General features: G+C 63.5%; 11 protein-coding genes. 8 read left to right on the top strand and 3 right to left on the bottom strand.

Annotated features, from left to right (window positions below; translation table 11 throughout):
• Positions 1-14: 14 nt before the first annotated feature.
• The gene (locus tag JJB74_RS26355; protein WP_200597125.1) at positions 15-914 is read right to left on the bottom strand and encodes a LysR family transcriptional regulator; all 900 of its coding nucleotides are present in this window, start codon (positions 912-914) and stop codon (positions 15-17) included.
• Positions 915-1,046: 132 nt separating this feature from the next.
• On the opposite strand from JJB74_RS26355, the gene JJB74_RS26350 reads away from it, so the two are divergent.
• The 6 genes from JJB74_RS26350 (at position 1,047) to JJB74_RS26325 (ending at position 7,367) form a co-directional block, all read left to right on the top strand.
• The gene (locus JJB74_RS26350) at positions 1,047-1,997 is read left to right on the top strand and encodes an amidohydrolase family protein (protein ID WP_200597124.1); all 951 of its coding nucleotides are present in this window, start codon (positions 1,047-1,049) and stop codon (positions 1,995-1,997) included.
• Positions 1,998-2,032: 35 nt separating this feature from the next.
• Positions 2,033-3,337 carry an MFS transporter gene (locus JJB74_RS26345; protein ID WP_407672429.1) on the top strand — a complete coding sequence of 435 codons (1,305 nt, stop codon included), beginning with the start codon at positions 2,033-2,035 and terminating at the stop codon, positions 3,335-3,337.
• A gap of 21 nt (positions 3,338-3,358) precedes the next feature.
• Positions 3,359-4,288, top strand: coding sequence for an SMP-30/gluconolactonase/LRE family protein (locus JJB74_RS26340; protein WP_200597120.1), 930 nt, complete (start codon positions 3,359-3,361; stop codon positions 4,286-4,288).
• A 38-nt stretch (positions 4,289-4,326) separates the two neighbouring features.
• A complete protein-coding gene (locus JJB74_RS26335; protein ID WP_200597118.1) occupies positions 4,327-5,028 on the top strand; it encodes an RraA family protein in 702 nt (233 codons plus the stop codon).
• Complete coding sequence (locus tag JJB74_RS26330; protein ID WP_200597116.1) at positions 5,025-5,972, top strand: hydroxyacid dehydrogenase; 948 nt, start codon at positions 5,025-5,027, stop codon at positions 5,970-5,972. Before JJB74_RS26335 ends, JJB74_RS26330 begins: the two co-directional genes overlap by 4 nt.
• Positions 5,973-6,041: 69 nt before the next feature.
• Positions 6,042-7,367, top strand: a complete 1,326-nt coding sequence (locus JJB74_RS26325; protein ID WP_200597115.1) for an MFS transporter — start codon at positions 6,042-6,044, stop codon at positions 7,365-7,367.
• A gap of 101 nt (positions 7,368-7,468) precedes the next feature.
• On the opposite strand, the gene fahA is transcribed toward JJB74_RS26325, so the two are convergent.
• The gene (gene fahA / locus JJB74_RS26320; RefSeq protein ID WP_200597113.1) at positions 7,469-8,758 is read right to left on the bottom strand and encodes a fumarylacetoacetase; all 1,290 of its coding nucleotides are present in this window, start codon (positions 8,756-8,758) and stop codon (positions 7,469-7,471) included.
• Positions 8,755-10,074 carry a homogentisate 1,2-dioxygenase gene (gene hmgA / locus JJB74_RS26315; protein WP_200597172.1) on the bottom strand — a complete coding sequence of 440 codons (1,320 nt, stop codon included), beginning with the start codon at positions 10,072-10,074 and terminating at the stop codon, positions 8,755-8,757. Before hmgA ends, fahA begins: the two co-directional genes overlap by 4 nt.
• Before the next feature lie 110 nt (positions 10,075-10,184).
• Here hmgA and JJB74_RS26310 point away from each other — a divergent pair, with 110 nt between their 5' ends.
• Positions 10,185-11,090 (top strand): LysR family transcriptional regulator, encoded by a 906-nt coding sequence (locus JJB74_RS26310; RefSeq protein ID WP_200597112.1) that lies wholly within the window; start codon positions 10,185-10,187, stop codon positions 11,088-11,090.
• 182 nt (positions 11,091-11,272) lie between these two features.
• Positions 11,273-12,958 (top strand): methyl-accepting chemotaxis protein, encoded by a 1,686-nt coding sequence (locus JJB74_RS26305; protein ID WP_200597111.1) that lies wholly within the window; start codon positions 11,273-11,275, stop codon positions 12,956-12,958.
• Positions 12,959-13,923: the final 965 nt, after the last annotated feature.

The following is a 13,923-nucleotide window of genomic DNA, read 5'->3' as shown; positions in this document are numbered from 1 at the left end:
CGCCGAACACCCTGCTAGCCCAGCCTGACGCCATACCCTTGCCTGTTCTTGCGGATCAGCGCAATGAGCCGGTGCGCGGCCGGCGGCAGGTACAGATCGCGGCGAAAGGTCAGTCCCATGCGCCGCGGCATGGTCGTCTGGGGCAGCGGAACTTCCCTGAGCTTTGTTCGACCGGTCTGCAGATTGAGCTTCGACGCGAATCCAAGCAGACCCGTCTCTTCGATCAACGGCAGGATCATGTTGATCACCGTCGGCGTGATCTGCACCCTGGGCCGCGGCAGATGGTGGCGATCGAAGGCGTCGTCCAGCCATTGACGGCTCGCTACCGATGGCGCGGGCAGCACCCAGGAATAATCGAGCAGCGTTCTCATCGTGATCTCCTTCTGGAAGATCGCATGCTGTGCGCTCGCCATCACCACCATTTCATCGTGGATGATTTCCTCGGAGAGGAATGACTCGTCGGTCTGCGTCAGCGGACCCAGCACCACATCGAGCTCGCCCGCCTTCAACCCGGCCAGCAGCGCATCGTTCATCGCCACCTTCAATTCCAGCGTGACCTTGCTCGCCTCGACAAGCAGGTCCTTGCAGATCTGCGGCAGCAGATGCTCGGCGACCGTAGGAGCGCAGCCGAGGCGGATATGGCCTTCGAGCCCCTTGGCGTAATCGCCGATCTCGCGCGCCGTCTCATCCATCATGATGCTCATCTGGCGCGTCCTTGCCAGCAGCACTTCGCCGACGGCGGTCAGGCGCAGGCCTCGTCCGGCGCGCTCGAACAGTTTCGCCCCCAGCTCCTCCTCGAGGCGATCTATGCACTTGGTCAGCGCCGGCTGGGTCCGATACAGCCGCTCCGCCGCGCGGCCCAGATGTCCTTCCACGGCAATCGCCTCAAAGTACTTCAGGTCTCGGAGATCCACGATTCATTCCTGGCATTTATATATTTTCAAAAAAAAGCAAATATACATTATAGGTTCGGCTTCGTAGACTCCATGCCATGTGAACGATTCGCCCGAAACAGCGCGAACGAAAACAGCAGCAAGGAGACATCGATGTACCACTTCAGCCATCCCCGCCGCCGCTTTCTGCGCCAGGCCGCAATGACGGCGCTCGGCGCGACCACGATGCTGCGACTGGGCAATGCGTCAGCTGACGCAGGGCCGGCACCGTTTTCCTCGGGAAGCGACGCACCGACGTTCACCCTGCCTGCCGACGCATGCGACTGCCACATGCATATCTATGACAGTCGCTTCCCCGCTGCGCCGGGCGCGAAGCTGCGCCCTGCCGACGCCACTGTGGCCATGTACCGCCTGCTGCAGCGGCGTCTCGGCACCAGGCGCAATGTCGTGGTCACGCCCTCGACTTACGGCACCGACAACCGCTGCACCCTGGATGCGCTGGCGCAGTTCGGGCCGAGCGCGCGCGGCGTTGCGGTGGCGGACACAGGCATCAGCGATGAAGCGCTGCGCCACCTCGACCGCGCGGGCGTGCGCGGCCTTCGCTTCAATCTCGCGGTAGGCGCGGTCACGACGGCGGACATGATCGAGCCGCTGGCACGCCGCATCGCGCCGCTCGGCTGGCATGTGCAGGTCAACATGCCGCTGGAAGAACTCGAGCGCCAGCGCGCGATGCTGCAGCGCCTGCCCGTGCCCGTGGTATTCGACCACTTCGGCCGCATCCCCGTGGCGGCGGGCATCGAGCATCCGGCATACGCCTTGATCATCGAGCTGATGCAGCGGGAACGCGCGTACATCAAGCTCTCCGGCGCCTATCTGGCAAGCAAGGCAGGCGCGCCGGCCTATGCGGATGTGGCGCCGCTGGCCCGGGCACTCATCGATGCCGCGCCGAACCGGGTGCTCTGGGGCAGCGATTGGCCGCATCCGACCGAGACCTCCAAGCCCGACGATGCCGCGCTGCTGAGCCTCCTGGCGCAATGGGCGCCGGACGCAGCGCTGCGGGAACGCATCCTGGTTGCAAACCCGGCCCGCCTGTACCGCTTCTGAAAGCGCCAACGATGAGCACGACAAAGGAGACCAGCATGGACATGAAGACGCCATTCGCGGCCAGGGCCGAAGTCAATGAAGATGCGTTGATGAAGCGGGTGCTGCGGCACATCATTCCCTTCGTTTTCATTTGCTACGTGGTCAGCTACCTCGATCGGATCAACGTCGGCTTCGCGGCGCTGACCATGAACCGCGACCTTGGCCTCTCGCCCGCCGAGTTCGGTCTCGGCGCCGGGCTGTTCTTCCTGGGTTATTTCATCTTCGAAATCCCGAGCAACCTGGCCATGCACAAATTCGGCGCCAGGGTCTGGATCGCCCGCATCATGATTTCCTGGGGCGTGATCTCGATGGCGACCGCGTTCGTGGTCGGTCCGAAGAGCTTTGCGCTATCGCGCTTCCTGCTCGGATTGGCCGAAGCCGGCTTCACTCCCGGCATCTACCTGTACTTCACGAAGTGGTTTCCGGGCGCATGGCGCGGCAAGGCCACGGCGGCCTTCCTGGTCGGCATCCCGGTGGCCAACATGCTGGGCTCGCCGATTTCCGGAGCGCTGATGGAATTGCACGGGCTTGCCGGGTTGAAGGGCTGGCAGGTGCTGCTGCTGATCGAAGCGCTGCCCGCGGTCGTGCTCGGCGTGCTCTGCCTGTATCTGCTGCCTGACGGACCAATGCAGGCCCGCTGGCTGACGCAACAAGAGCGTTCCTGGCTGGAAGACAAGCTCGCCTCCGAGCAGAAGACGCTGACGCAGAAACATGGCGACAAGCTGCGCGATGCCTTTACCAACTGGCGCGTGTTCGTGCTGGCGCTGATCAACTTCTGCGGCATCATCGGCTCGCTCGGCATCGGCCTGTGGCTGCCGCAGATCGTCAAGGAATTCGGCCTGCGCGCCGGCCAGGTCGGCCTCGTGACCGCCATTCCCTATGCCGTCGGCGCGGTCAGCATGCTGCTTTGGGCGCGCCTGGCCAACCGCAGCGCACGGCGCCTGCCCTATGTCGTCTCGGCGATGATGATCGCCGCGCTGGCTCTGGCCACCTCGGCCTTCCTGGCCGCGCCGGTGGCGAAGATGCTCGCCATTACGCTGACCGTCTCGGCCATCCTGTCGTTTCAGGCCACCTTCTGGGCCATTCCGTCCAGCTTCCTCACCGGCCGCGCCGCCGCTGGCGGCCTCGCGCTGATCGTATCGATCGGCAACCTGGGCGGCTTCGTCGGTCCGTCCATGATCGGCTTCATCAGGCAGGCGACCAACAGCTTCACGGTGCCGCTGCTATCGGTCGCCGGCGCCTTGCTGATCGGCGCCTGCGCAATGCTCCTGCTCGGCGATCCCTCCAGGGCTTCCCGATAAACCGCATCAGGAAAATCCACCATGAGCTTTTTCGCCCCGCCGCCCAGCATCGACGCCAGCGTCTTCACGCGCCTCCCGGAGCATTTCAGAAAGCCGAGGAAGACGGCCTGGAGCAATGCGAACCGCTCCGGCCTCGAAATCGATTCCTTTCTCGAAGGCCCGTCCTTCGACCGGCAAGGCCGGCTGTATGTCACCGACATTCCGTATGGACGCGTCTTCCGCGTTTCCACCGAGGGCGCATGGGAACAGGTCGCCGAATATGACGGCTGGCCCAACGGCCTGAAGATCCACCAGGACGGCCGTATCGTCATTACCGACTACAAGCGCGGCCTGGTGCAGCTCGATCCCGACAGCGGCACCGTCACGCCGCTGCTCGAGACCGCCGGCTCGGAGGGCTTCAAAGGCGTCAACGACCTCGTGTTTTCGCCATCGGGCGATATCTACTTCACCGACCAGGGCCAGACCGGGCTGCAGGATCCCAGCGGCCGCGTCTACAAGCTGTCCCCGTGCGGCACGCTGACCTGCCTGGTGAACACCATCCCGAGCCCGAACGGCATCGTCTTCGACCCGGCGCGCAATCACTTGCTGGTTGCGGTCACGCGCGCCCAGCAGATCTGGCGCATACCGCTGCACGGCAATGGGCCGATCGCCAAGGTTGGCGTCTTCGCGCAGCTGCACGGCGGCATGGCCGGACCGGACGGCCTGGCGCTGGACGACGAAGGCTGCCTGTACGTTGCGCATACCGGCTTCGGCTCGGTCTGGAGACTGTCGCGCTTTGCCGAGCCGCTTTTGCGCATCCGTTCCTGCGCGGGCATTTCCACCACGAACATCGCTTTCGGCGGACCGGACAACCGAAGCCTGTTCATCACCGAATCGGAGACCGGCTCAATCCTGCGCGTGGACGCGCCGGCCCCCGGACTGACCATGTATTCCCACACCATCCCCGCCTGAACCCGGGCGACATTCACTCTTCAAGCAAAGGAAACGCCATGAGCAATTCGAACACCTCACAACCCGACGTCATCCGCGAATTCGAGCGCATCGATGCGAGCGTGGTCGCCGATGCATCGAAATTCGCTGCCTCGATCCTGGCCGACGTCGCCGGCCGCCGCGGTACCCTGTGCAGCCGTGTCGCGCCGCTGGCGCCGAGCATGCGCATTGCCGGACCGGCGCTGACCGTCGAAGTCCGTCCGGGCGACAACCTGATGATCCATGCCGCCATGGCGATCGCCAAGCCGGGCGATGTGCTGGTCATCGATGGCAAGGGCGATGAAACCGCGGCCCTGATGGGCGAGATCATGGTTTCGCAGTGCAAGGCCATCGGCCTGGCCGGCATCGTGATCTACGGTTCGGTGCGCGATACCGAGGCGCTGGTCGAGATGGGCTTCCCGGTGTATGCGGTCGGCGCGAATCCGAACGGCCCGACCAAGAACATCCCCGGTCGCATCAACTGGCCGATCGCGGTTGGCGGCGTGACCGTCAATCCGGGTGACCTGATCGTTGGCGATGCCGACGGCGTGGTCGTGATCGAGCGCGAGAAGGCGGCTTCGCTGCTCGGCGCGGCGGCGCAGAAAGTGGCCGATGAAAACAAGCGCCTGGAAGGCATCCGCGGCGGCGGCCAGCTGCGTCCGGGCTGGCTCGACGACGCGCTGCGCAAGGCCGGCGTGCTGAAGGAAGGAGAGACGCTGTGAGCCAGGGCGCACCTCATCGCGGCGTGGTTCTTGTCACCGGCGCCGACCTGGCGCCGCAGGCGACAGCCTTGCTGCAGGACTATGACATCGTCTACGCCGGCAAGACGCCGGGCGAAGATGACCTGGTGCGCCTGTGCGCCGAACATCAGCCAGAAGCCATCATCGTGCGCTACGGACGTATTACCCGGCGCGTCATCGATGCCTGCCAATCGCTGCGCGTGATTTCCAAGCATGGCACCGGCATCGACACGATCGACGCCGTTGCAGCCGGCGAGCGCGGCATCGCGGTGAAGGCCGCCGCGGGCGCCAACGCGCCGGCGGTCGCCGAGCAAACCTGGGCGATGATCTTCGCTTGCGCGAAGGATGTCGTCCGACTGGACAAGCGCATACACGAGGGCCATTGGGACAAGGCCACGCACAAGAGCCTCGAGCTCAAGGACAGGACGATAGGTCTGGTCGGCATCGGCGCCATCGGCGCTCGGGTTGCCATGGCGGCGATGGCATTCGGCATGAAGGTCATTGCCTTTGACCCCTACGCCTCGCGCTCGCTTGAAGGTATCCGGATGGTCGACCTCGATACCCTGCTGGCGCAGTCGGATGTGCTGTCGCTGCATTGCCCGCTGACGGATGAGAACCGGAACATGATCAATGCCGCCGCGCTGGCGAAACTGAAGGACGGCGCCATCATCGTCAATACCGCGCGCGGCGGCCTCATCGATGAGGAAGCCCTGGTGGCGGCGCTCGAGAGCGGCAAGGTGCGCGCGGCTGGCCTGGACAGCTTCGAGAAGGAGCCGCTCACGGCGCCGCATCGTTTCCAGGACATGGACAACGTCATCCTCGCTCCGCACATCGGCGGCGTCACCGACAATGCCTACATTGCGATGGGTACCGGCGCCGCGAACAATGTGCTCGCCGTCCTGCAGACCGAAGGCGCAACGAGCTAGTGCTTCGTACAACGCCGATTCGCCATCGTGGCTTATGCATGGCGGATTGGCATGAAAAGAGAAAAATTCATGGAGACTACTGTTATGAATGAACAGCAGCTGGAAAAGGAAACGATACGCAAGGTCACCTGGCGCCTGGTTCCTTTCCTGATGGTGTGCTACCTGTTCGCCTTCATCGATCGCGGCAATATCGGGATGGCGTCGCTGCAGATGAACCACGACATTGGCCTGTCGCCATCCATGTTCGGATTTGCCGGCAGCCTGTTCTTCATCTCCTACTTCATCTTCGAAGTGCCGAGCAACCTCGCACTGCAGCGCTTCGGCGCGCGCAAATGGCTGGCCCGGATCATGATCTCCTGGGGCCTGGTCACGGCATGCACTGCCTTCGTTCAGGGGCCGAACAGCCTGTATGCGGTGCGCTTCATTCTTGGCGCGGCCGAAGCCGGCTTCTTCCCGGGCGTGCTGCTCTACCTGACCTACTGGGTCCCGTCCGCATACCGCGCCAGGATCGTCGCGATCTTCATGGTCGCGATACCGGCGGCCAGCTTCATTGGCTCGCCGCTTTCCGCGCTCCTGCTGCAGATGGACGGCATGCTCGGTGCGCGCGGCTGGCAATGGCTGTTTTTGCTCGAAGGACTGCCGACCGTGCTGCTCGGCTTTGCCTGCCTGATGTTCCTGACGAATCAGCCGAAGGACGCGAAGTGGCTCACTGAGCAGGAACGTGAGTGGCTGTCGAGCCGCATGGAATCCGAACGGGCGGAACGCAGCGCGGTCGGCCATGTCTCTCTCGGCAAGCTGTTCCGTAATCCGAAGGTGTGGGGAATGGCTCTGGTTTGTTCATGCGCGTCGGCTGCCGGCTCGGTTCTGAATATCTGGCAGCCGCAATTGTTGAAGTCCTTCGGCCTGACCGTCATGCAAACCGGCTTGCTGAACTCGGTGCCCTACGCCGTCGCTTCCGTGCTGATGGTGTGGTGGGGCCGGCATTCCGACCGCACTGGCGAGCGCCGCTGGCATACCGCGATACCGATGTTGCTGATTGCCGGTGGCCTGATCTCGACACTTTTGACCGGCGCGCTGGCCCCTGTCGTGGTGATGCTGAGCATGATCCTGATCGGCGCCTATTCCTTCAAGGGCCCATTCTGGGCAATGGCGTCACGCTGGCTCGGCTCCGGCTCGGCAGCCGCCGGCCTTGCCGCGATCAATGCGACCTCCAATCTGATCGGCGGAGGTCTCATGGTCAACGTATATGGCTGGGTCAAGCAGGCCACGGGAAGTTACGCGCTTGCCTTGCTTCCGCTTGCCGTGCTGTCCTTCTTCAGCGTCGCCACGCTGCTCTATCTGAGCCGCAAGGAAGCCCGCGCAACAGTGCTTGCCGAGGCTGGCAAACCGGCTTGATTAAGGATGCGGCCTCGCCCTGCCGGGGCTGCGCTTTTCCCTTTTCGCACCTCGGGAAGTCGCGTTCAGGCTTCCGGTTCCGTGCGCAGTTCAGTGGCGGCTCAGCCCAGCTTCGGCGCCGGTGTCACAACGCCGCTGCAGACGCCGAAGCCGACGCGATATCCATCGCCCTGACACCAGCCTCGCAGCGTCATCTCATCGCCATCCTCGAGGAAGCTGCGCTGCTCGCCGGTCTGCAGTGTCAGTGGCTCCCTGCCGTTCTTCGTTATCTCCAGCAGCGAACCATACGAGTCCTGTGTCGGGCCGCTAATGGTGCCCGAACCCATCAGATCGCCAACGCGGGTATTGCAGCCGGAAACCGTGTGATGCGCGAGCTGCTGCGCCATCGACCAGTACATGTAGCGGAAGTTGGTGTGACAGATGCGCGTGCCCTGCGCCGCGCCCTGCGGCTGCAACCAGGCTTCCAGCGCGATGTCGAAGCCATGCTCGCCGCTGTGCCGCAGATAGGACAACGGCTCGGGCGACTGCTCGGGCTGCGCGGCGCGGAACGGCTCGAGCGCTTCCATGGTCACGATCCACGGCGAGATCGTGGTGGAGAAGCCCTTGGAATTGAAGGGCCCGAGCGGCACATATTCCCAGGCCTGGATATCGCGCGCGCTCCAGTCGTTCAGCAGCACCATGCCGAAGATATGGCGCTCGGCGTCTTCGCTGGACACCGGCTCGCCGAGCGCATTCGGTACGCCGACGATGAATCCCATCTCCAGCTCCAGATCCAGCTTGCGGCACGCGGTATAAAGCGGCCGCTCCTGCTCCGGCAGCTTGATCTGGCCATTGGGCCGACGCACCGGCGTACCTGAGACCACCACCGAAGACGCGCGGCCGTTATAGGCAACGGGCAGCTCGGTCCAGTTCGGCAGAAGCGCGTTCTTCGGGTCGCGAAACAGCATGCCGACATTGGTCGCATGCTCCTTGGACGAGTAGAAGTCGGTGTAGCCCGGAATCTCGACGGGCAGCAGCATCGTCGCGTCAGCCTGCTTCACCAGCGCGCGGCGCTGCAGCTCGGCATTGCCCTGCAGTGGGCCATTGCCATCGACAAGCAATGCGCTCAGTTGCGCGCGCACGCTCTTCCATGCATCGGGGCCGAGCGCGATGAAGTCGTTTAAGCGCGGCCTGGCGAAGACGCCGGGCTCGCATTGCAGCAGGCCGGCATCGGCCAATGCCGCGAGATCGACAATGCTGTCGCCGATCGCCACGCCGACGCGCGGCTCGCCATCCTTCGATCGGAACACGCCATACGGCAGGTTCTGTATCGGGAATTCGCAGTCTGACGCATTCGCGCTCTGCACCCAGCTCTTCAATTGCGGCGCGGTGGTCTGATCAAAATGCTTCATTTCGTCTCCGGGTTGAAATTCTTGCTGAGGTTTTGCCAGCACTGGTAATACTCGGCCTGCAGTTGCGAGGTCTCCAGCGCGTAGCGTGTCGGCCGGATCACCGCCGGCGTCTCGAACATGAAGGCCATGGTGTCGGCCACCTTGCCGGGCTTGCTGGTGTCGCTGCGGCTGGCCTTCTCGAAGGTTCCGGCGTCCGGGCCATGACCCGACATGCAGTTGTGCAGGCTCGCGCCACCGGGCACGAAGCCCTCGGCCTTCGCATCGTAGACGCCATGGATCAGGCCCATGAATTCGCTGGCCACGTTGCGGTGGAACCAGGGCGGGCGGAAGGTGTTTTCCGCGGCGAGCCAGCGCGGCGGGAAGATCACGAAATCGATGGTGTCCACGCCGGGCGTATCGCTCGGCGACTGCAGCACCAGGAAAATCGACGGGTCCGGATGGTCATAGCTGATGGAACCTATTGTGTTGAAGCGGCGCAGGTCGTACTTGTACGGCGCGTAGTTGCCATGCCAGGCTACGACATCCAGCGGCGAATGGCCGATGCGCGCGCTCCACAAGTTGCCGCCGAACTTGGCAAGCAATGCGAAGTCGCCTTCCACGTCTTCATAGGCCGCCATCGGCGTGGCGAAATCGCGCGGATTGGCAAGGCCGTTCGAGCCGATCACGCCGAGGTCGGGCAGGCGGAACAGCGCGCCGAAGTTTTCGCAGAGGTAGCCGCGCGCCTGGCCGTCCGGCAACTCCACCGTGAAGCGGATGCCGCGCGGGATCACCGCGATTTCCTGCGGTTCGATCTCGATGCGACCGAGTTCCGTCTTCAGCAGCAGCCTGCCCATCTGCGGCACGATCAGCAGTTCACCGTCGGCATTGTAGAAATAGCGGCCATCCATATTGCGGTTGGCCGCATACAGATGAATCGCGCAGCCGCGCAAGGCTTCCGGCGAACCGTTGCCGGCCATCGTGACCCAGCCGTCGATGAAGTCGGTCGGCGCATCAGGCATGGGCAGCGGATTCCAGCGCAGCTGGTTCGGCGGCGTCGGCGGCACGCTGGAGAAATCGGACACGATGCGCGCATTCTCCACCGCGACAAAAGGCAGATGCACCGCGGCCGGGCGAATGCGGTACAGCCATGAGCGGCGGTTATGGCTACGCGGCGCGGTGAACGCGGTGCCGGAAATCTGCTCGGCGTACAGGCCATAGGGAGCGCGTTGCGGCGAATTCTGGCCGATCGGCAAAGCGCCCGGCAAGGCTTCGGTGGCGAATTCATTGCCGAAGCCGGACATATAGCCGGCCTGCGCCTGCGCGGTATGGCTCTCCATCATCATGATGCTCCTCGGTATCTCGCCAGGAATGGTGCCGACCACTATAGCGATACCCCGCGCCGTTTAGAATGCCAATACTCAAATACAGGCTATTGACGACCTGAATAATGCCCGACATCGCCAGCATCGATCTCAACCTGCTCGTGGTGTTCCACGAGATGTTCCAACTGCGCAATGTCTCGATGGTAGCCCAGCGCCTGGGCCTGTCACAGCCGACGGTCAGCAACGCACTGTCACGCCTGCGCAAGAGCTGCGGCGATGCGTTGTTCGTGCGGACCGGTTTCGGCATGCAGCCCACGCCGTATGCGCAACGCATCGCGGAACCGATCGCGCATGCGATTGCCGGCATTACTGAAGCCTTGAATCAGGAGGAAGGTTTCGAGCCCGGCGCCAGTCAGCGCCGATTCACGATCGCGATGACCGATGTCGGCGAAATCCACTTCATGCCGGCACTGGTGGAATTGTGCCGGCGCGTCGCGCCGCGAGTGAGCATTGCTTCGATGCGCGCCAGCGCGGTCGACTGGCAGTCGGAGATGGAAACCGGCGCTATCGATCTGGCCATCGGCGCCTTCACCGACGTGGCGCAGAGCCTGTATCACCGCCGCCTGTTCAGCCAGGACTATGTGACGATGTTCCGGCGCGGGCATCGCTTCGGCAAGGGCACAGTTGGCCTGAAGGAGTTTCTGGCGGCAAGGCATCTGCTGGTGGCCTCGCGCGAGAGCCCCTACGACCGGATCAATGCGCGGCTGGAAAAGGCCGGCATCGATCGGACGACGAGTTTCCAGGTGCCGCATTTCACCGCGGTGCCGTATATCGTCGGGGCCACCGACATGGTGGTCACGGTGCCGCGCAAGTTGGCGCAGCAGGCATGCGCGCCCTTCGGGCTCGATATCATTGCGCCGCCATTGCGACTGCCGGCGCTGCATACGAATATCCTCTGGCACCGGCGCTATCACCGCGATGCCGGCAATGTCTGGCTGCGCGGGCTCATCGCGGAACACTTCAAGGAATAGCCGGTCGTGGGCGGCACATTGTGTCGCACATGCGCCGTAAAGCGTGTCATATTTCACCGAAGCTATTTCTTTAGGGAAATTATTACCCTACAATGCGGGCCTGCCACGCGCGCCGCTGCCTGGCAGTTCACCGAGCCTGCGCCGAAGCTGCGCGCCTTCACTCTCCTGTAATGACTCACCCCATGAACCTGCTCAGAAACATCAAAATCGGCCAGCGCCTGGCGCTTGGCATCGGCGTGCTGCTTGCTCTTTCGATCGTCATCACCACCGTCGGCCTGGCCAAGCTGAAAGCGGTCGCCAGCGCATCGCGCGAAATGATGGAAGTGCCCGTGGCCAAGGAAAGGCTCATCAGCGACTGGAGCAAATACATCTCGCTGGCGGTCGTGCGCACCATCGCGGTATCGAAGAGCAGCGACACTGGCCTGACGAAGTTCTTTGCCGATGATGCGGCTGCCTCGGTCAAGGCCTCCGCCGAGCTGCTCAAGCGCATCGAGCCGCTGCTCGAGAGCGACGAGGAAAAGGCGCTATTCGCGAAACTGATGGAAGTGCGCAAGGCATACAGCGCCGACCGCGACGGCGTGGTCAAGCTCAAAGCCGAAGGCCGGGCGGAAGACGCCGAGCGGATGCTCGACGAGAAATTCATTCCTACCGCGAACCGCTACAAGGACATGGCGGCCGAACTGGTGACGCTGCAGCGCAAGTACCTGGACCAGAAGGGCGCGGAGATCGCGGCGATCGAAGCATCGAGCCGCATTCAGCTGATCGTGCTGGCGGCCTCGGTGCTGGGCTTCAGCATCCTGTGCGGCTGGTTCATGACCGTCAGCATCACGCGGCCGATGCGCGAGGCAGTGGCCGCCGCGCGCCGCGTCGCTGGCGGCGATCTGACCGGCACGATCACCACGCAAAGCAAGGATGAAACCGGTGAACTGCTGGGAGCGCTGCAGGACATGAACCACAACCTGCTGCGCCTGGTGTCGCAGGTGCGCTCGGGCACCGAAGCCATTGCCACCGCATCCAGCGAAATCGCCTCGGGCAACCAGGACCTGTCCGCGCGCACCGAACAACAGGCGGGCTCGCTGGAAGAAACCGCATCCTCGATGGAAGAACTGACATCGACGGTAAAGCAGAACGCGGACAACGCGCGCCAGGCCAATGGCCTGGCAACGACAGCGGCCGATGTCGCGGTCCGCGGCGGCGAAGTCGTCGCGCAGGTAGTCGATACGATGGCAGCAATCCATGCGGCGTCGAACCGGGTGGTGGACATCATCAGCGTCATCGACGGCATCGCTTTCCAGACCAATATTCTGGCGCTGAATGCGGCGGTGGAAGCGGCGCGTGCCGGCGAGCAGGGCCGCGGCTTCGCGGTGGTCGCGACCGAAGTCAGGAGCCTGGCGCAGCGTTCCGCCGCAGCGGCGAAGGAAATCAAGGAATTGATCACCGCGTCGGTGCAGCAGGTTGGCACCGGCACCGAGCTTGTCGGGCGCGCCGGCGCGACGATGGAGGAAGTGGTGTCGAGCATCCGCCGGGTGAACGATATCGTGGCCGAGATCACAGCGGCCAGCAACGAGCAGAGCGCGGGCATCGAGCAGGTCAACACGGCGATCACGCAGATGGACCAGGTCACGCAGCAGAACGCCGCGCTGGTGGAGGAAGCCGCGGCCGCGTCCGAGGCGATGCATGAGCAGTCGCTGCAGCTGCAGCGCGCGGTCAGTGAATTCAAGGTGAGCGCGTCGCCGGCGCATCGCGAGTCCACTGCGCGCGTACCGCAGGCAACGCGAGCGCTCGTCGCTGGAACCAGGGCGAAACCGTTGGCACGTCCCGGCAAGGCGATCGCTCCTGCGGCCGGCGAAAATTGGGAAGAGTTCTGATCCAAAGCGCTGTAGGTTGAGCTTGCCAAGCCAGCCCTTTCAAGGTCCCCGCGCGGTAGCTGCTGCATTGGATGCAATAGCACTACCCTGCAATGGCGCAAGGCTAGGACCAGGATGCGGGACGCTCAGGCCTAAAGCGTTCGGCAGAAAGTAGATTACGTGCTGAGACTGGTCTTGGTCTTTGTTTTGGTCTTTGTTTTGGTCTTTGTCTTCGCCGTTGCCGTTGATTTTGGCTTTTGTAGTTGCCGTTGCTTTTAATCCCGTTGATCGCGCCGTGGCGCCGGGCCCTGAAGCGGATAAGGTGCGGCGTCTGTTTGAGCGAAGCGCAGCGTAGCGAGTTTAGCCGCGCCCCGCTTCAGGGTTCGGCGACACGGGGACCCCGCGCAGCGGGGCGCGATCTCCGGGTCGCCTTTTCTTGGTTACTTCTTTTGGCGAAGCAAAAGAAGTAACCCGGCTGCCGGGCCGGGACCCGGCTTGCTCGCCAAGTGCGATGTCCTTATTGGGTCATCGGGCCTAGAAACTTCGATCGGGCGGGCCTTTCAATCCAAGCCTCGATCAACGCGACGACGACCAAGGCAAGAGCCTGCCCCTTCAACGACATCACTCCGGTGATGCAAAACGTTCAGCGCCCCCTCGACCTAGCCGGGTCCCGGCCCGGCAGCCGGCCTACTTCTTTTGGGCGCCAAAAGAAGTAGGCAAGAAAAGGCGCCCCGGAGATTGCGCCCCGCTGCGCGGGGTTCCCGTGCCGTCGATGCCCGGAGCGGGGCGCGGCTAAACTCGCTACGCTGCGCTTCGCTCAAACAGACGCCGCACCTTTTCCCGCTCCGGACATCGCCGTCACGGCGCAATCAACGGGGGTTAAAAGCAACGGCAACGGCAACTGCAACTGCAACTGCAACTGCAACTGCAACTGCAACTGCAAAGGTAATTCCGTTCTCGTCGACTGAGCTGACAAAAGAATCCTA

Origin of the sequence: Noviherbaspirillum pedocola (assembly GCF_016632335.1) — a bacterium.
GTDB lineage: Bacteria > Pseudomonadota > Gammaproteobacteria > Burkholderiales > Burkholderiaceae_D > Noviherbaspirillum_A > Noviherbaspirillum_A pedocola.
Note: the sequence above shows the minus strand (reverse complement) of the source record. Positions and strands in the feature narration are given on the sequence as shown.